At 67.9% G+C, this 21,873-nt stretch carries 22 protein-coding genes; 15 read left to right on the top strand and 7 right to left on the bottom strand.

Annotated features, from left to right (window positions below):
• Positions 1-10 precede the first annotated feature (10 nt).
• The 10 genes from OXR08_RS09345 (at position 11) to OXR08_RS09300 (ending at position 10,069) form a co-directional block, all read left to right on the top strand.
• Positions 11-988, top strand: coding sequence for an alpha/beta hydrolase (locus OXR08_RS09345; protein ID WP_267349426.1), 978 nt, complete (start codon positions 11-13; stop codon positions 986-988).
• 5 nt (positions 989-993) lie between these two features.
• Complete coding sequence (locus tag OXR08_RS09340; RefSeq protein ID WP_267349425.1) at positions 994-1,509, top strand: RNA pyrophosphohydrolase; 516 nt, start codon at positions 994-996, stop codon at positions 1,507-1,509.
• Positions 1,510-1,520: 11 nt separating this feature from the next.
• Positions 1,521-2,423, top strand: a complete 903-nt coding sequence (locus tag OXR08_RS09335; protein WP_235903924.1) for a DUF481 domain-containing protein — start codon at positions 1,521-1,523, stop codon at positions 2,421-2,423.
• Positions 2,424-2,450: 27 nt separating this feature from the next.
• On the top strand, positions 2,451-3,662 hold the full coding sequence (locus OXR08_RS09330; RefSeq protein WP_267349424.1) for a hydrolase: 1,212 nt from the start codon (positions 2,451-2,453) through the stop codon (positions 3,660-3,662).
• Positions 3,659-4,675 (top strand): arginine N-succinyltransferase, encoded by a 1,017-nt coding sequence (locus OXR08_RS09325; RefSeq protein WP_267349423.1) that lies wholly within the window; start codon positions 3,659-3,661, stop codon positions 4,673-4,675. Before OXR08_RS09330 ends, OXR08_RS09325 begins: the two co-directional genes overlap by 4 nt.
• Positions 4,676-4,680: 5 nt before the next feature.
• On the top strand, positions 4,681-5,928 hold the full coding sequence (locus OXR08_RS09320) for an N-succinylarginine dihydrolase (protein ID WP_267349451.1): 1,248 nt from the start codon (positions 4,681-4,683) through the stop codon (positions 5,926-5,928).
• A 281-nt stretch (positions 5,929-6,209) separates the two neighbouring features.
• A complete protein-coding gene (locus OXR08_RS09315; RefSeq protein WP_112383991.1) occupies positions 6,210-6,449 on the top strand; it encodes a hypothetical protein in 240 nt (79 codons plus the stop codon).
• A 1-nt stretch (position 6,450) separates the two neighbouring features.
• Entirely contained in the window at positions 6,451-7,395 is a 945-nt protein-coding gene (gene cysD / locus OXR08_RS09310; protein ID WP_267349450.1) for a sulfate adenylyltransferase subunit CysD, read from the top strand.
• 8 nt (positions 7,396-7,403) lie between these two features.
• A complete protein-coding gene (cysN, locus tag OXR08_RS09305; protein ID WP_267349449.1) occupies positions 7,404-9,335 on the top strand; it encodes a sulfate adenylyltransferase subunit CysN in 1,932 nt (643 codons plus the stop codon).
• On the top strand, positions 9,332-10,069 hold the full coding sequence (locus OXR08_RS09300; protein ID WP_267349422.1) for a 3'(2'),5'-bisphosphate nucleotidase CysQ: 738 nt from the start codon (positions 9,332-9,334) through the stop codon (positions 10,067-10,069). The genes cysN and OXR08_RS09300 overlap by 4 nt, the downstream gene beginning before the upstream one ends.
• Positions 10,070-10,073: 4 nt before the next feature.
• Here OXR08_RS09300 and OXR08_RS09295 read toward each other — a convergent pair whose 3' ends face one another.
• The 7 genes from OXR08_RS09295 to OXR08_RS09265 are packed head-to-tail and all read right to left on the bottom strand — an operon-like array spanning position 10,074 to position 17,644.
• Complete coding sequence (locus OXR08_RS09295; RefSeq protein WP_149681804.1) at positions 10,074-11,066, bottom strand: UDP-glucuronic acid decarboxylase family protein; 993 nt, start codon at positions 11,064-11,066, stop codon at positions 10,074-10,076.
• A gap of 25 nt (positions 11,067-11,091) precedes the next feature.
• Positions 11,092-12,171, bottom strand: a complete 1,080-nt coding sequence (locus OXR08_RS09290; protein WP_267349421.1) for a glycosyltransferase — start codon at positions 12,169-12,171, stop codon at positions 11,092-11,094.
• The gene (locus tag OXR08_RS09285) at positions 12,168-13,256 is read right to left on the bottom strand and encodes a glycosyltransferase (RefSeq protein WP_267349420.1); all 1,089 of its coding nucleotides are present in this window, start codon (positions 13,254-13,256) and stop codon (positions 12,168-12,170) included. Before OXR08_RS09285 ends, OXR08_RS09290 begins: the two co-directional genes overlap by 4 nt.
• Positions 13,253-14,365 (bottom strand): glycosyltransferase, encoded by a 1,113-nt coding sequence (locus OXR08_RS09280; protein ID WP_267349419.1) that lies wholly within the window; start codon positions 14,363-14,365, stop codon positions 13,253-13,255. Before OXR08_RS09280 ends, OXR08_RS09285 begins: the two co-directional genes overlap by 4 nt.
• Positions 14,362-15,462, bottom strand: a complete 1,101-nt coding sequence (locus OXR08_RS09275) for a glycosyltransferase family 4 protein (RefSeq protein ID WP_267349448.1) — start codon at positions 15,460-15,462, stop codon at positions 14,362-14,364. Before OXR08_RS09275 ends, OXR08_RS09280 begins: the two co-directional genes overlap by 4 nt.
• 2 nt (positions 15,463-15,464) lie before the next feature.
• Complete coding sequence (locus OXR08_RS09270; protein ID WP_267349418.1) at positions 15,465-16,532, bottom strand: NAD-dependent epimerase/dehydratase family protein; 1,068 nt, start codon at positions 16,530-16,532, stop codon at positions 15,465-15,467.
• Entirely contained in the window at positions 16,529-17,644 is a 1,116-nt protein-coding gene (locus OXR08_RS09265; protein WP_267349417.1) for an SDR family NAD(P)-dependent oxidoreductase, read from the bottom strand. The genes OXR08_RS09270 and OXR08_RS09265 overlap by 4 nt, the downstream gene beginning before the upstream one ends.
• A 210-nt stretch (positions 17,645-17,854) precedes the next feature.
• Between OXR08_RS09265 and OXR08_RS09260 the strand changes: the two genes are divergently transcribed.
• The 5 genes from OXR08_RS09260 to OXR08_RS09240 form a co-directional block, all read left to right on the top strand.
• Positions 17,855-18,451 (top strand): histidine phosphatase family protein, encoded by a 597-nt coding sequence (locus OXR08_RS09260; RefSeq protein WP_267349416.1) that lies wholly within the window; start codon positions 17,855-17,857, stop codon positions 18,449-18,451.
• Positions 18,451-19,248, top strand: coding sequence for a TIGR04290 family methyltransferase (locus OXR08_RS09255; protein ID WP_267349415.1), 798 nt, complete (start codon positions 18,451-18,453; stop codon positions 19,246-19,248). Before OXR08_RS09260 ends, OXR08_RS09255 begins: the two co-directional genes overlap by 1 nt.
• A complete protein-coding gene (locus OXR08_RS09250; protein WP_112383979.1) occupies positions 19,245-20,165 on the top strand; it encodes a glycosyl hydrolase in 921 nt (306 codons plus the stop codon). Before OXR08_RS09255 ends, OXR08_RS09250 begins: the two co-directional genes overlap by 4 nt.
• A 152-nt stretch (positions 20,166-20,317) precedes the next feature.
• Positions 20,318-21,568, top strand: coding sequence for an Nramp family divalent metal transporter (locus tag OXR08_RS09245; protein WP_267349414.1), 1,251 nt, complete (start codon positions 20,318-20,320; stop codon positions 21,566-21,568).
• A partial coding sequence (locus OXR08_RS09240) for an alcohol dehydrogenase catalytic domain-containing protein (RefSeq protein ID WP_267349413.1) occupies positions 21,565-21,873 on the top strand: 309 nt, incomplete at its 3' end. The genes OXR08_RS09245 and OXR08_RS09240, both read left to right, overlap by 4 nt.

Genomic DNA, 21,873 nt, shown 5'->3' with positions numbered 1-21,873 from the left:
GAGGAACCGCATGTCCGATCAGCCTTTCGTCCGACCTGACGTTCGCCAGTTCCTAACCTATCTCAACGCGCTACCCGGCCCGCGGATGCACGAAATGGAAACGGCGGCGGCGCGCTCGCTGTTTCTGGCGTCGAACGACGTGGCCGAACTGCCGGTGGGCGAACTGGCGGTGATCCGCGACGTCGCGATCCCCGGCCCCGCCGGCACCATCCCGGCGCGGCTGTTCGACACGGTGGAGGCGCGCGTGCCCGGCCCGGTCATCGTCTTCTATCATGGCGGCGGCTTCGTCATCGGGGACCTCGACACGCACGCATCCTTTTGCGCGGCGCTGGCGCGGGGCACCGGGTTGCCGGTGGTGTCGGTCGGCTACCGCCTCGCGCCCGAGCATCGGTGGCCGGCGGCGCCCGACGATGCGGAGGCGGCGGCGCGCTGGGTGGCGAACAACCCCGCCGAACTGGGCATCGCCGCGACCGCGCTCATCCTGTGCGGCGACAGCGCGGGCGGCACGCTGACCATCACCACCGCGATCGCGTTGCGGGACGATCCGGCGGCGGTGCCGGTGATCGTGCAGGCACCGATCTATCCGGCAACAGATCTGACCACGCGTTATCCCTCCTTCGCGGCATTCGGCGAAGGTTATCTGTTGTCGCGCGATTCGCTGCGCTGGTTCGCGGATGCCTATGCCGCCGACATCCATCATGCCCGCGCCTCGCCGATGACCGCCGACCTGACCGGCCTGCCCCCGGCAGTGATCGTCACCGCCAGCCTGGACCCGATCCGCGATCAGGGCCGCGCCTATGCCGCGGCGCTTGCCAGGGCCGGCGTGCCGGTGGTGTTCCGCGAGGCGGTGGGCACCGTCCACGGCTTCATCACGCTGCGCCGTGCCATCCCCTCCGCCGTCGGCGATGTCGCCGGCTTCATCCTTGCGCTGAAGGCTGTCGTCACCGAAGCCGAAGCGGCGCGCGTTTCCATCCAGGCTGCCGGATGATCCCCATGACCGACCTTCCCTATCGCCCCTGTGCGGGCGTGATGCTGATGAACCGTGACGGCCGGGTGTTCGTCGGCCAGCGGCTCGATTCGACGCTGGAGGCGTGGCAGATGCCGCAGGGCGGGATCGATCCGGGCGAGGACGGCTACGCCGCGGCGGTGCGCGAACTGTTCGAGGAAACCGGCGTCGTCGCCGATCATGTCGAACTGGTCGCGGAGGCACCGGGCGAATTCTTCTACGACCTGCCCGACGAGCTGATCGGCAAGGTCTGGAAAGGCAAGTGGCGCGGGCAGCGGCAGCGCTGGTTCCTGTTCCGCTTCCTAGGGAATGACGGGGATATCGACATCCGTACCGCCCACCCGGAATTCCGCACCTGGCGCTGGGCCGATCCGGCCGACCTGCCGGCGATGATCGTGCCGTTCAAAAAGGCGCTGTACGAACAGGTGCTGGCCGCGTTCGCGCCTTATCTCGGCGCAACCCTGGGCAACGACGCCGTTTCCGCCGCGACGCAACAACCGTAAGGGCGATCGTCGTGCGTTTCCTGTTCCTCCTTGCCGCTGCTCCGTTTCTGCTCGCCAATACCGGCGATCCCGATCCGGCGCTGATCCCGCCGGCCGTGAAGGCGATGCTGGATGCTGCCGTGGCGTCGGGCAACGAGAATGATATCTCGACCATCGTCCGCTATGCGCTGAACGCCTCGCCGGAGGCGGCCGACGCGATCAATGCGGTGGTGGAGGCATGGCGCGACGAAAAGAGCGCCAGCAAGACGCGCACCGTGCGCGAGGCGGGGGTGTTCGACCTGTGGCGCGGCCGGGCCGAGCTGGGCGGCTATGCGACGACCGGCAACACCGACAATCTGGGCGTAACCGCGATCATCGACCTGACGCGCGAAGGGCTGCAATGGCGGCACAAAGTGTATCTGCAGGCCGACTATCAGGAAGCCAGCAACGTCACCAACCGCGAACATTATCTGGCGCGGTACGAGCCCAACTACAAGCTGAACGCCGACATCTACGTCTATGGCTCCGCCCTGTACGAGAGCGACAAGTTCCTGGGCTATTTCAACCGTTATTCGGGATCGGCGGGGGCCGGCTACAGCGTGATCCGCGGGCGGCGGGTGACGCTGGACCTGGAACTGGGGCCGGCGTTCCGGCACACCGAATTCACCGACGACACGATCGAAAGCAGCCTGGCGGCGCGCGGCAACGTGAATTTCGGGTGGAAGCTGACCAATGCGATCAGCCTGAACCAGACGACATCAGCCTATCTCCAGGAATTCAACAGCACGGTATCGAGCGTGACCGGGCTCAACGCGCGGCTGCTCGGGCCCTTGTCGGCGCAGATGTCGTACACGGTGCAGTATGAAAGCCAGCCGCCGGTCGGCCGGCGCACCACCGACACCACCACCCGCGCGTCGCTCGTCTATAGCTTCTGAGGGTTCGCTTGGGCTAGGCTCCCCCGCATGGAGGGGATGACCAACGACGAGCGCGCCGCGATCGACCGGATCGACGCCGGCGCGATGCTGGCCCAAGTCGAGGACTGGTCCGCGATCAACAGCGGGACGGGCAATCTGGCCGGGCTGGCGACGGTGGCGGGGCGGCTGGCGGATGCCTTTGCCGTGCTGCCGGGCGCAGTGTCGCTGATCGACCCGGCACCGGTCGAGCGGGTGGGCGCGGACGGGGTACCCGCGCCCCTGGCGCATGGCCGCCACCTGGCTCTGACCGTACGGCCCGACGCGCCGGTGCAGATGCTGTTCACCGGGCACATGGACACCGTCTATCCCGTCGACCATCCGTTCCAGGCGCTGCGCTGGATGGAGGATGGCACGCTGAACGGCCCCGGCGTGGCCGACATGAAGGGCGGGCTGGCGGTGATGCTAGCGGCGCTGCGGGCGGTGGAGGCGTCCCCTGCGGCGGCGCGGCTCGGCTATGCGGTGGTCATCAATTCGGACGAGGAAACCGGGTCGGCGTCGTCCGCGCCCCTGCTGGCGGAGGCGGCGCGCGGCAAGGTGGCGGCGCTGACCTACGAACCCGCGCTGCCCGACGGAACGCTGGCAGGCGCGCGGGGCGGCACGGGCAATTTCACGATCGTGGTGCGCGGGCGGGCCGCGCATGCCGGGCGCAACCCGCGCGACGGGCGCAACGCCGTCGTCGCGGCGGCGGCGATTGCGGTGGAACTGGCCGCGCTGATGGCGGACGACCTGAGCGTGAACCCGGCGCGGATCGCAGGCGGCGGGCCGAACAACGTGGTGCCCGATCTTGCCATGCTGCACGTCAATTTCCGCCCCGCCTCTGCCGCGGCGATCGCGCGGACGGATGCGGCGATGCGCGGGATCGCCGATGCCGTCGCGCAGGCGCATGATGTCGCCGTGTCGGTGCATGGCAGCTTCAACCGGCCGCCCAAGCCGATCGATGCGGGCGCCGCCGCGCTGTTCGAGCGGGTCCGGCGGGCGGGCGCGGACATGGGACTGTCGATCGGCTGGCGGGCGACGGGCGGGGTGTGCGACGGCAACAACATCGCGGCGGCCGGCGTGCCGGTGGTCGACACGATGGGCGTGCGCGGCGGGGCGATCCATTCGGCGGACGAGTTCCTGATTCCCGACAGCCTGGCCGAACGCGCCGCGCTGTCCGCACTCACCATCTTGCGCACCATCGGCTTGGGGGGCCGCCAATGACGTTTCGTATCCGCGCCGCGCGCGACGCCGACCTGCAACATCTTTATGAAATGGCCAAGCTGACCGGGGGCGGCTTCACCAACCTGCCGCCCGATCGCCGGGCGCTGGTCGCCAAGCTGGAGCGCAGCCACGCGGCCTTTGCACGCACCGCCGGCGCCCTGGACGACGAATTGTTCGTGCTGATGCTGGAAAACGCCGATACCGGCGAGGTGCGCGGCACCTGCCAGATCTTTACCCAGGTGGGGCAGCGGCATCCCTTCTACAGCTACCGCCTCGGCACGCTGACCCAGCACAGCCGCGAGTTGCAGCGGACCTTTCGCGCCGAAATGCTGTCGCTGACCACCGATCTGGAGGGTGCGAGCGAGGTGGGCGGGCTGTTCCTGCACCCCGGCGAGCGGGCCGGCGGCCTCGGCCTGTTGCTGGCGCGCAGCCGCTATCTGTTCGTGCGCCAGCACCGGGCACGCTTTGCCGACCGCATCCTGGCGGAGCTGCGCGGCGTGATCGACGAGGCGGGGGGATCGCCCTTCTGGGACGGGCTGGCCGGCCGCTTCTTCGGCATGAATTTTCAGGATGCCGACCAGTTCAATGCGATCAACGGCCACCAGTTCATCGCCGACCTGATGCCCAAGCATCCGATCTACACCGCGATGCTGACCGAGACCGCGCGCGCCGCGATCGGCCTGCCTCACCCCTCCGGCCGGGCCGCGATGCGGATGCTGGAGAATGAAGGGTTCGCCTATGAGAATTACGTCGACATCTTCGATGGCGGGCCGACGATGACGGCGCGAACCGACCAGGTGCGTTCGATCCGCGAGGCGGCCGACGACCGCGTCATATCGGTGGACCGCGGCGGCGGGGCGGAAGCACTGGTGGCGACCGGCGTGCTGGGCGATTTCCGCTGCGCCTTCGGCCATATCCGGCACGAGGATGGCGGGATCATCCTGTCCGAGGATTGCGCCCGCGCGCTGGATGTCGGGGCGGGCGACAACGTGGTGCATGTGGGGCGGTGGTGAGCGCGATGCTGCGAGAGATCAACTTCGACGGAATCGTCGGCCCGAGCCATAATTATGCAGGGCTCAGCCACGGCAATCTGGCCGCGACCCGCAATGCCGGCCAATCGTCGCACCCGCGCGCCGCCGCGTTGCAGGGCATCGCCAAGATGCGCGCCAATCTGGACCTGGGACTGGTGCAGGGCGTGCTGCTGCCCCACCGGCGGCCGGATCATGACTGGCTGGCACGGCTTTCGACCAGCTATGCCGAGGCACCGGCCCACCTGAAGGCGCAGGCGCTGTCCGCGTCGGCGATGTGGGCGGCGAATGCGGCGACGGTCTCGCCTGCGCCAGACACGGCGGACGGTCGCTGCCACCTGAGCGTCGCCAATCTGGTGACGATGCCGCACCGCAGTCATGAATGGTCCGAAACGCTGGCGCAGCTGCGCGTCGCCTTTGCCGACCCGGCCTTTGCGGTGCATGGCCCCGTGCCGCCCCCCTTCGGTGACGAGGGCGCGGCCAACCATATGCGGCTGTGCGCGGATCATGGCGCGCCCGGTGTCGAGGTGTTCGTCTATGGACGCAGCGGCGGGCGTTTCCCCGCGCGCCAGCACCGCGAGGCATGCGAGGCGGTGGCGCGCGCGCACGGGCTCGACCCCGCACGCACGCTGTTCGTGGAACAGTCCGAGGTCGCGATCGCGGCCGGCGCCTTTCACAACGACGTGGTGGCGGTGGCCAATGGCCGGGTGCTGTTCGCGCACGAACAGGCCTTTGCCGATCGCGACGGTTTCTACGCCGACCTCCGCCGGTTGCTGCCGGAGGTCGAGATCGTCGAGGTGCCGGCGGCGCGCGTGTCGCTGGAGGATGCCATCGCTTCCTATCTGTTCAACGCGCAGCTCGTGACGCTGCCCTCGGGCGAGCAGGCGCTGGTGCTGCCGGGCGAGGCGCGCGCGACACCCAGTGTCTGGCGTTGGCTGGAGGATCATGTCGCGGGCAACGGCCCGATCCGCCGGCTGGAGGTGGTGGATGTGCGCGAATCGATGGCGAATGGCGGCGGCCCTGCCTGCCTTCGCCTGCGCGTCGTCGCCGATCCCGCGACGGTTGATCCGCGCTTTCTGGTCGATCATGCGCGGCTCGATCGTATCGCTGCGGTGGTCGAAGCCTATTGGCCGGAGACGATCGCGCCGGGGGATATTGCCGACCCGGCGTTGATTGTAGCGATCGAAGCCGCCCGCGCGGCGCTGCTGGAAGTACTCGACCTGCCGCCGCACTGGTGATCAACGTCTAGCGAATGAAGTCTTCACCCCTACCCGTTCGTGTCGAGTAGAGATCGAGTGGCTCCGCAGGTGCGTATCGAGGGCTCGTATCGAGACATTGTTGTACGCGGCAACCTGTCTCTCGATACACCGTCTCGATACGCGGCTTTGCCGCTACTCGACGGCTACTCGAGATGAACGGGATTTCAGGGTCCGCTGACACCATCAGGCCATAGCGATTCCCATTCCGGGACGGGGTGCGCGGTTGCGCCGCTTCGGCCACGGGTGTCTAACCTTTACCCATGTGGCACCGGATCGTCAGGCTCTTCACGATCAAGAGCAAGTTCGAGGCGTTCCTCATCATCTACGGCCTGGCCGTGGGTGCGTGTCAGCGCGGCGTCGTGTATCTGGATCAATATCCCGGCTGGCCTGGCAAGATGATGTTCGCGGTCTGCCCGATCGCCGTCTTCATGGCAGGCGCGCGCATTCTCGACTCGATCGAACGCGAGCAGGCGGACGGCGACGACTTGGGCGCGTGTTAGGATAAGTTGGTCGCACCATGCGCCAGAGACATTATCTGGCGTGGAGATGACCCGTCTCACCCATCTCCAGCGCCTGGAAGCCGAAAGCATCCACATCCTGCGCGAAGTCGTCGCCGAGGCCGAGCGCCCGGTGATGCTCTATTCCGTTGGCAAGGATTCGGCGGTGATGCTGCATCTGGCCAAGAAGGCGTTCTTCCCGGCGCGTCCGCCCTTCCCGCTGCTGCATGTCGATACGACGTGGAAATTCCGCGCGATGTACGACCTGCGCGACAGGGCGGCGGCGGATGCGGGCATGGAGTTGATCGTCCATCGCAACCCGGAGGCAGAGGCGCAGGGCATCAATCCGTTCGACCATGGCAGCCGGCATACCGACATGTGGAAGACCGAGGGGCTGAAGCAGGCGCTGACGCTTCACGGCTTCGACGCGGCATTCGGCGGCGCCCGCCGCGACGAGGAGAAGAGCCGGGCCAAGGAGCGCATCTTTTCGTTCCGCTCGGCCTCGCACGGCTGGGACCCCAAGGCGCAGCGGCCCGAGCTCTGGCGGCTCTACAATACGCGCAAGCACAAGGGTGAGAGCATCCGCGTCTTCCCGCTGTCCAACTGGACCGAGCTGGACATCTGGCAATATATCCTGGCGGAGAATATCGAGATCGTGCCGCTTTACTTCGCCGCGCCCCGCCCGACCGTGGAGCGCGACGGCATGCTGCTGATGGTGGATGACGACCGCTTTCGCTTGCGCCCCGGCGAGGTGCCGGTGGACCGCTCGATCCGCTTCCGCACGCTCGGCTGTTATCCGCTGACGGGTGCCGTCGAGAGCGAGGCGGCGACGCTGCCCGCGATCATCCAGGAGATGCTGCTGACCACGACCAGCGAACGCCAGGGCCGCGCGATCGACCATGATCAGGCGGCGAGCATGGAGAAGAAGAAGCGCGAGGGGTATTTCTGATGGCCAGCATGGCAGAGCTTGCGCCCCGCGGCGTCTATGAGCCCGACGCGCTGATCGCATCCGACATCGCGGCCTATCTGGAGGGGCATGCGAACAAGTCGATGCTGCGCTTCATCACCTGCGGGTCGGTGGACGATGGCAAGTCGACGCTGATCGGGCGGCTGCTCTACGATTCCAAGACGATCTTCGAGGATCAGTTGAACCAGTTGGAGGCGGACTCGCGCCGGCTGGGGACGCAGGGGCAGAATATCGACTTCGCGCTGCTCGTCGACGGCCTTGCCGCCGAGCGCGAGCAGGGCATCACCATCGATGTCGCCTACCGCTTCTTCGCGACGGAGAAGCGCAAGTTCATCGTCGCGGATACCCCCGGCCACGAACAATATACGCGCAACATGGTGACGGGGGCCTCCACCGCCGACTGCGCGGTGATCCTGATCGATGCGCGAAAAGGCGTGCTGACCCAGACGCGGCGGCACAGTTACCTGGCGCATCTGGTCGGCATTCGCGAGATCGTGCTGGCGGTGAACAAGATGGATCTGGTCGGCAACGACCAGGCGGTGTTCGACGCGATCGTCGCGGACTATGCCGCGTTCGCGCAGGCGATCGGGATCGAGCATTTCCGCGCCATTCCGCTGTCCGGGCTGACCGGTGCGAACGTCACCAGCCGCTCGGACACCATGCCCTGGTATGACGGCCCGGCACTGCTGCCGCATCTGGAGAGCATCGACGTCGATGCCGACCGCGCGGGGCTGCGCCCCTTCCGCATGCCGGTTCAATGGGTGAACCGGCCCGATCTCGACTTTCGCGGTTTTGCCGGGCTGATCGCGGGCGGACGGATATCGGTCGGCGATCCGGTGCGGATCGTGCCGTCGGGCCGCAGTTCCAAGGTCGCGCGGATCGTCACCTTCGAGGGGGATCGGCCGAGCGCGATCGCCGGCGAGGCGGTGACACTGGTGCTGGCCGACGAGGTGGACTGCTCGCGCGGGGACGTGATCGCCGCCGCGTCCGCGCCGCCGGAGGTGGCGGACCAGTTGCTCGCGACGATCGTGTGGATGGCGGATACCGAAATGGTGCCCGGCCGCGGATATTGGCTCAAGCTGGGCACGCAACTGGTCAACGCGGTCGTGCAGCCGCCGCGCCATGTGGTGGACGTGAACACCCAGGCCGAATTGTCGGCAACGACGCTCAGCCTGAACGATATCGGCGTGGCGGAGGTCTATGCCGACCGGCCGATCGTGTTCGAACCCTATGCCAAGGGCAGCGACCTTGGCGGCTTCATCCTGATCGACCGCGCGACCAATGCGACGGTGGCGGCGGGCATGATCGCCGAGCCGCTGCGCCGCGCACAGAACGTCCATTGGCAGTCGATCGACGTGACGCGCGAGGCGCATGCGCGCCAAAAGGGGCAGACGCCGCGTGTCCTGTGGTTCACCGGCCTGTCGGGATCGGGCAAGTCGACCATCGCCAATCTGGTCGAGAAGCGGCTGCACGCCATGGGGCGGCACACCTTCCTGCTGGACGGCGACAATATCCGCCACGGGCTGAACCGCGACCTGGATTTCAGCGAGGCGGGGCGGATCGAGAATATCCGCCGCGTCGGCGAGGTCGCCAAGCTGATGGCGGATGCCGGGCTGATCGTGTTGACCGCGTTCATCTCGCCCTTTGCCGCCGAGCGCGACATGGTGCGGCGGATGCTGCCCGAGGGCGAGTTCGTCGAGATCTTCGTGGATACGCCGCTGGACGTGGCGGAGGACCGCGACGTGAAGGGCCTCTACGCCAAGGCGCGGGCCGGTGAGATCGCCGACTTTACCGGTATCTCCAGCCCCTATGAGCGTCCGGCCCGGCCCGAACTGCGCATCGACACGGTGCGCGAGACGCCGGAAGCGGCGGCCGAGCGGATCGTCGAGCATCTGCTGGGCGTGTGGACCTACGACCTGTGACCGATGCGGAGCTTGCACGCGCGGTGGCGCTGGAGGCGGGGGCGTTGCTGGCGCGCATCCGCGACGCCGGCGACTGTTCCGGCAAGGCGCTGGGCGACCGCGGCGACCATGATGCGAACCTGCTGATCCTCGACCGGCTGCGCGCCGCCCGGCCGGACGACTTCATCCTGTCCGAGGAGTCGGTGGACGACCGTGCGCGCTGCGCGGCGCGGCGGGTGTGGATCGTCGACCCGCTGGACGGCACGCGCGAATATGCCAGCGGATCGGACGAATGGGCGGTGCATATCGGGCTGGCGATCGACGGCCGCCCGGCGGTGGGTGCCGTCGCGGTGCCGGCACTGGCCCGCGTGTTCGCGACCGACGATATGGCGGCGCCCCCGCCCCCTCTGCCCGATCGGTTGCGGGTGGTGGTCAGCCGCTCCCGCGCGCCGGAAATCGCGCGCGGCGTCGGCGAGGCGCTTGGCGCGACGATGATCGCGATGGGGTCGGCCGGTGCCAAGGCGATGGCGGTGGTCGACGGGCGCGCCGACATCTACCTGCATGACGGCGGGCAATATGAATGGGACAATTGCGCGCCCGCCGCGGTGGCGATGGCCGCCGGGCTGCACGCGTCGCGCATCGACGGCAGCCCGCTCGTCTATAATTGCGAGAACACGCTGCTGCCCGACCTGCTGATCTGCCGGCCGGAACTGGCGGAGCGGGTGCTGGCCGCGATCCGCGCAGGCCGGGGCTGAGGCTCTACGCCGCCACCCGTTGCGGCACGCGGCCCAGTTCCTCGGCGAACCACGCACAGGTCTTGGCAAGACCGTCGGCCAGCGGCACGCGCGGTTCCCAGCCGAGCAGCGCCTTTGCCCGGTCGATGTTCGGGCGGCGGCGGCGGGGATCGTCCTGGGGGAGCGGGGTATAGACCAGCCGGTTGGTGCTGCCCGTCATCGCCACCACCTTCTCCGCCAGGTCCGACACGGTCAGCTCGTTGGGGTTGCCCAGATTGACCGGCTCCAGCCCGTCGATCTCGCTTTCCATCAGGCGGATCAGCGCGTCGACCATGTCGGACACATAGCAGAAGCTGCGCGTCTGCGTGCCGTCGCCGTGAATGGTGATGTCGCGGTTCGACAGCGCCTGGCAGATCAGGTTGGAGACGACGCGGCCATCATCGGGATGCATCTGCGGGCCATAGGTGTTGAAGATGCGCGCGACGCGGACCTGGGCACGCTTCATGCGCGCATAGTCGAAGGTCAGCGCCTCGGCGGCGCGCTTGCCCTCGTCATAGCAGGCGCGGGGGCCGGTGCAGTTCACCCAGCCGCGATAACCCTCCACCTGCGGATGCACCTCCGGGTCGCCGTACACTTCGGACGTGGAGGTGAGCAGGAAGCGCGCACCCGTCTGCTCGGCGAGACGCAACAGATGGTTGGTGCCCATCACGTTGGTCAGCATCGTGTGTTCGGGATCGACCTGATATTGCGGCGGCGAGGCGGCACAGGCCAGATTGTAGATGCGCACGATGCGGCCCGCTTCGCGCAGCACCGCCTCGGGCAGCGGATCGACGATGTCGCCTTGCACGAAGGTGAAGCCCGGCCGCCCTTCCAGCAGACGCAGGTTGGAGGGGCGCGCGGTCTGCAGATTGTCGAGGACGATCACCTGCCGCCCCTCGTCCAACAATCGCGCGGTCAGGTGCGAGCCGATGAACCCCGCGCCGCCCGCGATCAGGATCACCTCCTCCGATGCTGCCATTGCCTCTTCCTTTCCATGGTCATCGTCACGCGACCTGCGGTTCGCGTGCGGCCGCTGTTGCGGCATGTTCCAGATATGCTTCGAGTTCGGCCGCGCGGTGGCGCGCGGTATGCTGGGCCAGCACGCGGGCCTGTGCGGCACGCCCCATCGCCCCGGCATCTCCGCCGGACAGCGCCGCCACCACCGCCTCGGTCCCGTCCGCCAGGATGATTTCCGATTGCGGTACGAAAAGCTGGTCCAGCCCCTCCCAGATGTCGGAAATGATCGGCGTGGCGCAGGCCGCGGCTTCGAACAGGCGCACCGAGGGCGACCAGCCGCGCGCGATCATGTCGCCGCGCGTCACGTTCAGCGTGAAGCGCGAGGCGGAGTAGAAGGCGGCATGGTCGGCAGGCGGGCAATGCTCGATCCGCTCGACATTGGCCGGCCAGTCGATGTCGGCGGGATATTGCGGCCCGGCAACGACGAAGCGGCGATCGGGCATGCGCCGCGCCGGCTCCAGCAACAGCCGCTCCAGCGTCGGTTGGCGATCGGGGCTGTAGGTGCCGAGATAGGAGAGGTCCCAGCGCGGGGCCACCTCCAGCGGTCGATAGGCATCCTCGTCCACCGAACAGAACAGCGCGCGCGCGGCCGGCGAGCCATATTGCCGCTCCAGATGGTCCAGCGTCGGCCCACCGGTGAACGACAGATACAGGTCGTAGCCGGGGATCACCGCCGGCGAGAGATATTCGAAGTCGCCGCGTTCCAGCTTGGCGAGCGTCACGGGCGTGTCGATGTCGTAAAAGGCGGTGACGCCGCGCGCAAGTTCCTCCACCAGCAGCCCGACCTCGACGCCTTGCGGCACATAGGAGCCGACGATCACCGCATCGGCCTCGGCGATCGCCTCGCCCCAGCGGCTGCGCAGTTCGTCCAGGTCGGCGTAAAAGGCCAGTTCGCAATAATCGGGATCGGTGCAGTCGCGCTGGCTGGCATACCAGGGCACATCGCGTTCCAGGAACAGGATATCGTGCCCGCGCGCGGCAAATGCCTTCAACAGCGCGCGAAAGGTGGTGGCGTGGCCATTGCCCCAGGACGAGGACAGCGAGAGGCCGAGGACGACGAGCCTCATGCCGGCACAGCCTGCCGGGCGAGATGGTCGCGGAACAGCGCGTCCACCTGTACCGCGCGCAGTTCATAGGTATGTTCGGCCAGCACCCGCGCCTTCGCCGCCTGCCCGATCGCCTGCGCCCGCTCGGTGGTCAGCGCCGCCAGATGATCCGCCACGTCCTGCCCGTCGCGCGCGACCAGCACTTCGCGGTCGGGGGTCAGGAACTGTTCGATCCCTTCCCACGCATCGGTGATCAGGCAGGCCGCCGCGCCCGCCGCCTCGAACACGCGGGTGGCGGGCGAGAAGCCGATATGCGCCATCGAGTCGCGGGCGACGTTCAACACCGCGCGCGGCGTGCAATTGAAGGCGTTGTGCTCGGCGGTGTAGACATGGCCGCGGTGGCGGACATTGCCGGGCATCTGCTTCGTTTCCCAACCATTGCCGCCGATCAGGAACTGGCGATCGGCAAGGCGGGCGGCGGGCTTCAGGAAGAATTCCTCCACCCGCGCCTCGCGGTCGGGCAGGCGATTGCCCAGAAAGGCGAGATCGCAGGCAAAGCGCGGATCGGGCGCGACCGGATGATGCGTCTCCGGGTCCAGTGCATTGTAGACGGGGATGCACCGTTTCGCGCCGAAGCCGGTATAGGCGTCCACCACCGGCGGCCCGCCGCCATAGGTCAGCACCATGTCCAGATCGGGAAGTGCGGCAAGCACGGGGTGCGACGCGTCGCCGCGCATCTCGTCCAGCGTCGCGGCGGCATCGACATCCCAGAAGATCTTGAGCGCATGGGGCCCGGCATTGGCGATGATGCCTTCCAGCAGTTCGCGGTCGAACACGCCGACGCCGTTCGCCTTCACCACGATGTCGGCGCCCCGCGCCTCCGCCAGCACGTCGCGCAGCGCCTCCGGGGTGGCGGGATAGACGACCGACCGGGCGTAGGAGGGCGGATCGATGTCGCGGTGCTTCTGCCGGTCGAACGCGTCGGGCTCGTAAAAGGTGATGTCCCAGCCGTGGCGGGCGAGCGCGCTCAATATGCCGCGATAATAGGTGGCGGCACCGTTCCAGTAGGAGGAAACGAGGCTGGAGCCGTAAAAGGCGATCTTCATGCGGCGGTCCTCTGGGGCGCGGGCGCGTGCAACTGGCGCGCGATGGCGAGCAGTTCGTCGACGCGGTGTGCGCAGGTGTGGCGGGCGCGGATCGTCTCCAGCCCGGCGGCGACCAGCGCGGCGCGCAGATCGGCGTCTTCGGCCAATGCCCGCAGGTGCCGGGTCATCGCGGCGCCATCGGCCGCGACGAGATAGTCGGTGCCGGGCCGGAACAGGCTTTCGGCATCCTCCCATGGTGCGGAGACGAGCGGGATGCCGCAGGCCAGCGCCTCGAACACGCGGATGGTGGGAATGCCGGGCAGGATCGTCGCATAATAACGGCGCGGCACGTGAACCGTGGCAAGCGCGCGGGCAAAGATGTCGGGCGCGCCGGCATTGGGCGCCCAGCCGTGATAGCGGGCACCATGCGCGGCCAGCATTGCTCTGGCTTCGTCAGGGTAGCGGACACCGTAGATATCGAGCGGCAGCCCGGCTTCGGCGGCGGGCCGGAACAGGAAGCTTTCCAGTTCGCGCGTCCGCTCGCCATCGCCCCAATTGCCGATCCAGACGAGGCCGGACCACGCGCCGTCCTCGGCCGGCGGGTGGAAGCGGCGGGTGTCGGCCGCCTCATGCCAGGTCCATACCCGGCCCTCCCAGCCCCAGCCGCGATAAACCTCAGACAGCGTTTCGCCGAACGCCAGCACACCGTCATAGCCCGACAGGTCGAAGGCGGTCATCTCGTCCGGGGCACTGACCGCGCGGTGATGCGTGTCGTGGAACAGCAGGCGGAACGAACCGCCCCGCCTGCGCACGTCGCCGATCGCCGCGACCAGTGCCGGCTCGTTCCATTCATGGACGATGACCAGATCCGCCCCGTCGACCAGCGGCTCCAGCGCGATCTCGGGCGCGATGCTCTGGGAGGACAGTTCCGGATAATGGCGGCGATAGGGCTCCAGCCCCGCCTCGCCCGCATCGGCCAGCAGGTTGGTCAGGCTCCAGGGGTTGATCGGCTCATAGACGCGCACGTCATGCCCGCGCGCGATCAGGTCGCTCAGCACGCCGCGCAGGAAATGGGCGTTGCCGTGGTTCCAGCAGGATTGCAGGCTGTGGGTGAAATAGACGATCTTCATGCGGCGACCTTGGTGGAGGGCTTGGCCGCGCCGAGCAGGCCGGCATAGATGGAGGCCATGGCACCGGCCATCGCATCGGGGGTGTAGCGAGCGGCCCGGATGCGGGCGGCCTCCCCCATATGCTGGCGCAGCGCCTGGTCGGCGATGACGCGGCCGATCGCGGCGGCAAAGCCATCGGCATCGTCCGGGTCCACGAACAGCGCGGCGCCCGTCCACAATTCCCGAAACGTGTCGATCCCCGACAGCACCAGCGCGCAGCCCGCCGCCGCCGCCTCCAGCACCGACAGGCCGAACGGCTCGAAGCTGGCCGACGAGACGAAGATCGGCCGGCGTGCCAGTTGCGCGGCCAGATCGGGGGTGGAAAGCGTGCCGAGCGACCGGGCGTGCCGGAGCCGGATCGTCTCGCCATGCGGGGCGATCAGCGGGCCGGCAGCGAGCATCGGCCAGGCGATGCGCCCCGCCGCCTCGTCGAGCAGGCGGACACGCTTCACCTGATCCCATAGCCGCCCGGCGGTCAGCACATGATCGGCCTGGGCGAGCCCCGTAGGCACGGGCAGCGCGGCGCGGCCGTTATGCACGGTCAGCGGCGGCGTCGGCAGCCGGTGGCAGCGGGCGACGATCGCGGCATAGCTGGCACTGGGCGCGACCACCGCGTCGGCGCGCATCAGTCCGGCGCGCACCAGCCGCGCTTGCCAGGCAAAGGCGCGGTCGGGCTGGGTGCCGTGCGCGGCATCCCACCAGGTCGCGACGCAGCCATGAATGACCGCGACGACCGGCACGGAATAGCTGGTCTCGGCCGCAAGGCAGGGTTGGTTGAGGTGGACCAGGCCCACCCCCTCGCGCTCAGCCAGGGCGCGGATCGCCTCGCCCGCCGCCTGGACCGGGCCGGGCTCGTCGCACAGCCAGTCGAGCGGCAGGCCGGTTTCGACCAGCGTCAGTCCCGGCACGGCCGCCGCCTCGCCCCGCTGCGCCGCCGTCGCCGGCGGGCCCAGCGTCGCCAGCACCGTCTCGATCCCGTGCGGCACCAGCGAGGCGGCCAGATCGGTCGCATATTGCCAGACCCCACCGACCGCGTCGGCGGTCATCAGGATGCGCATGGTCACGACGCCAGCGCCGTCATGTCGCCGACCGGCAGGTTCAAGCGGCGCTCGCTCGCCAGCCAGCGCGCCAGGTTCGCCACGCCCTCGCGCCACGGCACCTTCGCGCCCAGCCCCAGGGCCGCTTCCGCCTTGCGCGTGTCGGCGACGAAGTAACGCTGGTCGCCCGCGCGCCAGTCCGCATAGTCGATCGCCACGTCCTGCCCGATCAGCGTGCCGATATAGGCGAGCAGGGTACGCAGGCTGACCGCATTGTCCACGCCGCCGCCCAGGTTGAACACCTGCCCCGACACCCGGTCGATATTGGCCCAGGCCCGCACATAGGCATCGACCGCATTCGACACGTCGAGGATGTCGCGCACCTGCTGCCCGTCGCCATAAAGCGTGATCGGCCGCCCTTCGAGCGCGCGGATCAGGAAATGGGCGACCCATCCCTGATCCTCGGTCCCCATCTGGCGGTGGCCATAGATGCAGCTCATCCGCAGCACCGCGGTCGGCACGCCGTAGCTGCGCGCATAATCCAGCACATATTGGTCGGCCGCGCCCTTGGAACAGCCATAGGGCGTGTGGAAGTCGAGCGGCCGGTCCTCGCCGATGCCATGGTCGCGGATTGCGGCGTCGACCGGCGCATAGCCATTGTCGCTCGCGGCGAAATCCAGGTCGGCCAGATCGCCGTAAACCTTGTTGGTCGACGCAAAGATCAGCGGCGTCGCATCGCCCCGCTTGCGCAGCATCTCCAGCAGCGACAGCGTGGCCGCGATGTTGATCGTGAAGTCGTCCACCGGATCGACCAGGCTGGTGGTCACCGCCACTTGCGCTGCCAGATGGAACACCGCCTTGGCGTCGGCGGCGGCATCGGCGAGCGCGTCCTGCTCGCGAATGTCGGCGATCCGCGCCTCGATCCGGTCGCCATGCCGGCTCTGCAACCAGTGCAGATTCTGCTCGACCCCGGCGCGGGCCAGCGCGTCATAGACGCGGACGCGGTACCCCTCGCCCGCCAGCCGGTCCGCGAGGTTCGAACCGATAAAGCCAGCGCCGCCCGTGATCAGGATGGGCCGGTCGTCGCTCACGCCACCAGCCCCCGCTTCTCCAGTTCGGCGCGCATCGTCGCCACCTTGTCCTCGGCGGTCTGCTCGGCCACCCACTCCGCCAGTTCGGCCAGTCCTTGCGTGAAATCCTGCGTCGCGCGGAAATCCAGCTTCTCGGCGGCCAGACCGGTGTCGCAGAAACAGTGGCGTATGTCGCCGATCCGCGCCTTGCCCACGACCTCGGGGGTCAGGTCGTTCTTGCCCATCGCGCGGGCCAGTTCGGTCGCCACTTCGGTGACGGAGCGGTCATGCCCCGATCCGATGTTGAACGTGCCGCCGACCGCCTGGGGCAGCGTCAGCGAGTCGGCAAAGGCGCGCGCCACGTCCGACACATGGACGAAATCGCGGCGCTGCTCGCCATCCTCGAAGATCATCGGCTGCTGGCCATTGAGCAGGCGCGAGGCGAAGATCGCCAGCACGCCGGTATAGGGGTTCGACAGCGCCTGACCGGGGCCATAGACGTTGAACAGGCGCAGGCACACGCCCTCGATGCCATAGGGCGCGGCCATGATGTGGGTGGTGCGCTCCTGCACATATTTGTTGAGCGCGTAGATCGAGGCGAGGTTCGGGCGCTTCCATTCGGGCGTCGCCACCGGCGACAGCGGCCGCCCCTGCGCATCGACCGGCTCCCAGTTGGACAAACCGTCGCGCAGGCCCCGGCGCTCGGCATCCTCGACCAGATTGCCGTCCGCATCGCGGTACAGCCCCTCGCCATAGATCGACATGGACGAGGCGGTGACGACGCGGCGCACCGGCTTGTCGATCAGCTTCTCGAACAGCACTGCGGTGCCGACATCGTTGGTCGAGGTATAGCGCTCCACCTCGTACATCGACTGGCCGACGCCCACTTCGGCGGCGAGGTGGACGACGCTGTCCACCCCGTCCAGCGCGCGCGACACGGCATCGCCGTCGCGCACGTCGCCGCGGATCAGCTCGACCTCGTCGTTCAGCAGCGGGGGGCGATCCACCTGCCCGTGCACCTGCTCGATCAGGCTGTCGAGAACGCGGACCCGGTTGCCGCGGGCGAGCAGTTCATCGGCAACGAAGCGGCCGATAAAGCCGGCGCCGCCGGTGACGAGAACCGTCTCGCTCATGCCGGAAACTTGATCTGTGTTGTTGACGAAAAGCGGATTGTCGCGGCCACTCGGGTCATTCGGTTCAACACCCCCTCATCACAATGCTTTCGGTAGTGGAACGAAGCTTCTTCTTCTTTGTTCCTAACCTATTGAGAAGCTATCTTCTTAACAATTGTTAAGTCGCTGCCATTCCTGGTGCGGCGATACAGGGGGCGGGGAAGCGTACATTTGACCGCAACGATCCTTTTCATCCGCCATGCCGCGCACGCCCATCTGGATGTACGTCTTTCGGGACGCCTGCCGGGCGTACCCTTGAGCGAGGCCGGCATGGCGCAGGCGGCCGCCTTGGGGGCGGCGCTGGTCGGTCAGGGGATCACCCGCGTCGAATGCAGCCCCCTGACCCGCACCTGCCAGACGGCGCAGGCGATCGCGGACGCGTGCGGTCTTCCGGCGCCGACCATGGTCGATGCGCTGGTCGAGATCGACATGGGCGAGTGGACAGGGGCTGCATTCGGCACCCTGCACGGCCCCGCCTGGGATGCATGGAACAACCGGCGCGGCACGGCGCGAATCCCTGGTGGCGAGACGATGGCGGAGGCGCAGGCGCGCATCGTTGGCCATCTCGAACGGCTGGCGCGCGACGCCGATGGGCAGGTGATCGCGCTGGTCAGCCATAGCGACATGATCCGCGCCGGCGTCGCGCATGTGCTGGGCCTGTCGCTCGACAATCTCCTGCGCTTCGACATCGCCCCGGCCAGCGTCTCGCGCGCCGTTGTCGGCGACTGGGGTGCCAAATTGCTGAGCCTGAACGAGAGGATGTGCTGATGGCGACGATCGCCGACAAGGCTTTGCGTGAACAGGTGGCCGCGCTGGGGCCGTGGTTCCACAATATCGATCTGGGCGGTGGGCTGTGGACCGCGCCCGATCATTTCCTGGGCAATTACCCGGGCTTCAAGTTCGACCGCTTCGCCCACGCCCTGCCCGCCGACCTGACCGGCAAATCGGTGCTCGATATCGGCTGCAATGCCGGCTTTTATTCTGTCGAGATGAAGCGGCGCGGTGCCGACCGGGTGCTGGGGATCGACAGCGACGAGCGCTATCTGGCGCAGGCGCGGCTGGCGAGCCGGGCGCTGGGGTTCGAGGGTGTCGAGTTCCGTAACCTGTCCGTCTACGATGTCGGTGCGCTTGGTGAACGGTTCGACCTCGTGATCTTCATGGGCGTGCTCTACCACCTGCGCCACCCGCTGCTCGCGCTGGACCTGATCCGGGAGCATGTCGCGGGCGACATGCTGCTGTTCCAAACGATGCAGCAGGGGTCGCGCGACGCCTATGACGCACCGGCCGACCATCCCTTTCACAAGCCGGGCACGCACCAGCCGCCCGACTTCTTCGACGATGCCGCCTATCCGAAGATGCATTTCATCGAGCGTGCCTTCGCCAATGACTGGACCAACTGGTGGGCACCGAACCGCGCCTGTTCGGAGGCGATGCTGCGCGCCGCGGGGTTCCGGATCGAGGCGCATCCGGAGAACGAGGTCTATCTCTGCCGCGTCAGCGATATACCCTATGCCGAATACGGCCCTGCCGCCGTCTATCCGAACAAGGGGGAGGAAACACGATGATCGAAGCCGCGATGATCTGGAACGAGCCGAACAACAAGTCGCATTGGGACCCGGAACTCGATCCCGACTGGGCGATCTTCGCCGATACGGTCGCGCGTGCCGGCAATGCGATCCACGCGATCAACCCGGCGATCACCCGTGTGCTGGGCGGCATGTCCCCCATCGATCCGGCCTGGGTACGCCGCATGGAAGGGCACGGCGCGCTGGACGCGGTCGATGTCGTCGCGGTGCACGGATTTCCGCTCGACTGGAACCTGTGGTCGATCCACGAATGGCCGGCCAAGGTCGCCGAGATCGAGGCGGTGACGCACAAGCCCGTCTGGGTCACCGAAGTCGGCGTCGGCTCCTTCGGGGCGGAGGAGGTGCAGGTGTTCGGTTTGCGTCGCACCGCCGAGCTGCTGCTCGGCCGCGTGCCGCGCGTCTTCTGGTATTCGCTCTTCGACCTGCCGATGGAATGGGGCGCCACCACCCGCCACCGCGAGGCGGAAGGGTCCAGCTATTACCGTCACTTCTACATGGGGCTTATCCGCCCGGACGGTACGCCGAAGCCCGCCTTGGAGGATTATGCCAAGGTGGCGGGCGAGATGGGGCTGATGCAGTGGTTCCATTTCGAGGACCCCCGGCTGGACGATGCCGTCGCCTGGATGAAGCGGCTGGGCACGAAGAAGCTGCGCACCGGGCTGAGCTGGGCGGACAGCTTCCGGCCCAACGCGACCGACTGGTTCGACCGCCAGATGGAGGCGCTGGCCGATTTCGACGTCACCGTCACCTTCTGCTTCACGCCCGAGCATCTGGGCGTCGCGCCGCATCATACCAGCCCAGCGCGCGAGCCGCAGGCCTTTGCCGATTTCTGCGCATGGATGATCGACCGCTACGCACCGGCATCGACCAGCGTACCTGCGGTGGCGGCGGAATGAAGATCGGGCACGCGCCTGGTATCAAGCAATTGTAATCCGATGTTATTTTGCTTCGCATGGCACGGTGTCATCGCGCTGCTGCAACCGGTGCCGGCACCCGCCGCACCCGGTCATGCAGGAGCGACGATGACCCATGAAGCGAGGCGTGCCTGATGGCGCGCAATCCCCTGCGCGTGCTTGGCACCGGCATCATCACCGGGGCGGCGGACGACGATCCTTCCGCGATCGGCACCTATGCCACCGCCGGCGCACGGTTCGGCCTGGGCTTTCTGTGGATCGCCCCCGTGCTGCTGCCGATGATGTATGTCGTCGTCTATGTCTCGGCCAAGCTGGGCCGCGTTTATGGCAAGGGACTGTTCGCCGCGGTGCGCGACCGGTTTCCGCGCTGGGTGCTGTATCCGCTCGTCGCCTGCGCGTTCACCGGCAATGTCATCGAGGCGGCGGCCAATCTTGGCGGGATCGGCGCGGCGCTGGCGCTGCTCGTTCCCGTGCCCGTTCCCGCCATCGTGGTGGGCGCGGCGGCGATCATCGTCGCCTTTCAGATCTTCGGCAGCTACGATCTGCTGCGCACCATCTTCCGCTGGCTGGCGCTTGCCCTGTTCGCCTATGTCGCGGCCGCGATCATGGCCCGGCCCGACTGGGGGGCGGTGCTGCGCGCCACGGTGATGCCACGGGTGACGATGGATGCCGAGTTCCTGGCGATGGTCGTCGCGTGCATCGGCACCTCCCTGTCCGCCTATATCTACACCTGGCAGTCCAACCAGGAGGTGGAGGAGCAGATCGCCGAGGGCAGGACGCGCTGGTGCCAGCGTTTCGGTGCCAGCCGCGGGGAACTGGAACGCACCCGCCGCGACGTCATCATCGGCATGCTCTTCTCCAACGTCATCCTCTACTTCATCATCCTGTCGACCGGTGCGACGCTCCACCCCGCCGGCCAGACCGAGATCGAAAGCGCCGCACAGGCCGCCTCCGCGCTGGAGCCGCTGGCGGGTCCGGCCGCCAAATGGCTGTTCGCCGCCGGTGTGGTCGGCGTCGGTTTCCTCGCGGTGCCCGTGATGTCGACCGGCGCCGCCTATGATCTGGTACAGGGGGTCGGGCGCGAGGGGCATCTGAACGCAAAGGTCGGCGAGGCGAAGCTGTTCTACGCGGTCATCGTGCTGGTCACGATCGTCGCGGTGGCGCTCAACTTTCTCGGCTTCAATCCGATGCGGGCCCTGGTGTGGTCGGGGATCGTGCAGGGCTTTTCGGTGCCGCCGCTACTGTGTGCGATGATGATCATGACCGGCGACCGGCGGATGATGGGCGCGCGGCGCAACGGCTGGCTGACCACCATGCTCGGCTGGATCACGGTGCTGGTCACCTTTGCCGCGGCGATCTCCCTGATCGTCGCCTGGGCTTCATGATAACAAACGACAAGGAACAGATGGTGAGCGAGACGATGCAGGCCGCGATACTGGCCGCACCCGAACGGTTCGAGATGGTGGAGGTGGCCCGCCCCGAACCCGGACCCGGCGAGGTGCGCATCCGGCTGGAGGGCTGCGGCGTCTGCGCCTCGAACGTCGAGCCATGGGCCGGACAGCCCTGGTCCAGCTTCCCCGGCGAGGCGGGTGGCATGGGGCATGAGGGCTGGGGCATCGTCGATGCGGTCGGCCCGGGCGTGTCGGGCGTGCGCCCCGGCGACCGCGTCGCCACCTTGTCCTGCCACAGC

This window comes from Sphingomonas sp. GM_Shp_2 (assembly GCF_026540875.1).
GTDB lineage: Bacteria > Pseudomonadota > Alphaproteobacteria > Sphingomonadales > Sphingomonadaceae > Sphingomonas > Sphingomonas carotinifaciens.
Note: the sequence above shows the minus strand (reverse complement) of the source record. Positions and strands in the feature narration are given on the sequence as shown.

Excerpts from the sequence above, each read along its gene's own strand:
- OXR08_RS09275 (WP_267349448.1), bottom strand. The coding sequence starts at position 15,462 with ATGCGCATCCTGATGACCGCCGACGCGGTCGGTGGGGTCTGGCAATAT.
- OXR08_RS09280 (WP_267349419.1), bottom strand. The coding sequence starts at position 14,365 with ATGAAGATCGTCTATTTCACCCACAGCCTGCAATCCTGCTGGAACCAC.
- OXR08_RS09320 (WP_267349451.1), top strand. The coding sequence starts at position 4,681 with ATGCTGCGAGAGATCAACTTCGACGGAATCGTCGGCCCGAGCCATAAT.
- cysN (WP_267349449.1), top strand. The coding sequence starts at position 7,404 with ATGGCAGAGCTTGCGCCCCGCGGCGTCTATGAGCCCGACGCGCTGATC.
- OXR08_RS09290 (WP_267349421.1), bottom strand. The coding sequence starts at position 12,171 with ATGAGGCTCGTCGTCCTCGGCCTCTCGCTGTCCTCGTCCTGGGGCAAT.
- OXR08_RS09285 (WP_267349420.1), bottom strand. The coding sequence starts at position 13,256 with ATGAAGATCGCCTTTTACGGCTCCAGCCTCGTTTCCTCCTACTGGAAC.
- OXR08_RS09245 (WP_267349414.1), top strand. The coding sequence starts at position 20,318 with ATGGCGCGCAATCCCCTGCGCGTGCTTGGCACCGGCATCATCACCGGG.
- OXR08_RS09345 (WP_267349426.1), top strand. The coding sequence starts at position 11 with ATGTCCGATCAGCCTTTCGTCCGACCTGACGTTCGCCAGTTCCTAACC.
- OXR08_RS09340 (WP_267349425.1), top strand. The coding sequence starts at position 994 with ATGACCGACCTTCCCTATCGCCCCTGTGCGGGCGTGATGCTGATGAAC.
- OXR08_RS09295 (WP_149681804.1), bottom strand. The coding sequence starts at position 11,066 with ATGGCAGCATCGGAGGAGGTGATCCTGATCGCGGGCGGCGCGGGGTTC.
- OXR08_RS09250 (WP_112383979.1), top strand. The coding sequence starts at position 19,245 with ATGATCGAAGCCGCGATGATCTGGAACGAGCCGAACAACAAGTCGCAT.
- OXR08_RS09255 (WP_267349415.1), top strand. The coding sequence starts at position 18,451 with ATGGCGACGATCGCCGACAAGGCTTTGCGTGAACAGGTGGCCGCGCTG.
- OXR08_RS09315 (WP_112383991.1), top strand. The coding sequence starts at position 6,210 with ATGTGGCACCGGATCGTCAGGCTCTTCACGATCAAGAGCAAGTTCGAG.
- OXR08_RS09325 (WP_267349423.1), top strand. The coding sequence starts at position 3,659 with ATGACGTTTCGTATCCGCGCCGCGCGCGACGCCGACCTGCAACATCTT.
- OXR08_RS09330 (WP_267349424.1), top strand. The coding sequence starts at position 2,451 with ATGGAGGGGATGACCAACGACGAGCGCGCCGCGATCGACCGGATCGAC.
- OXR08_RS09265 (WP_267349417.1), bottom strand. The coding sequence starts at position 17,644 with ATGAGCGAGACGGTTCTCGTCACCGGCGGCGCCGGCTTTATCGGCCGC.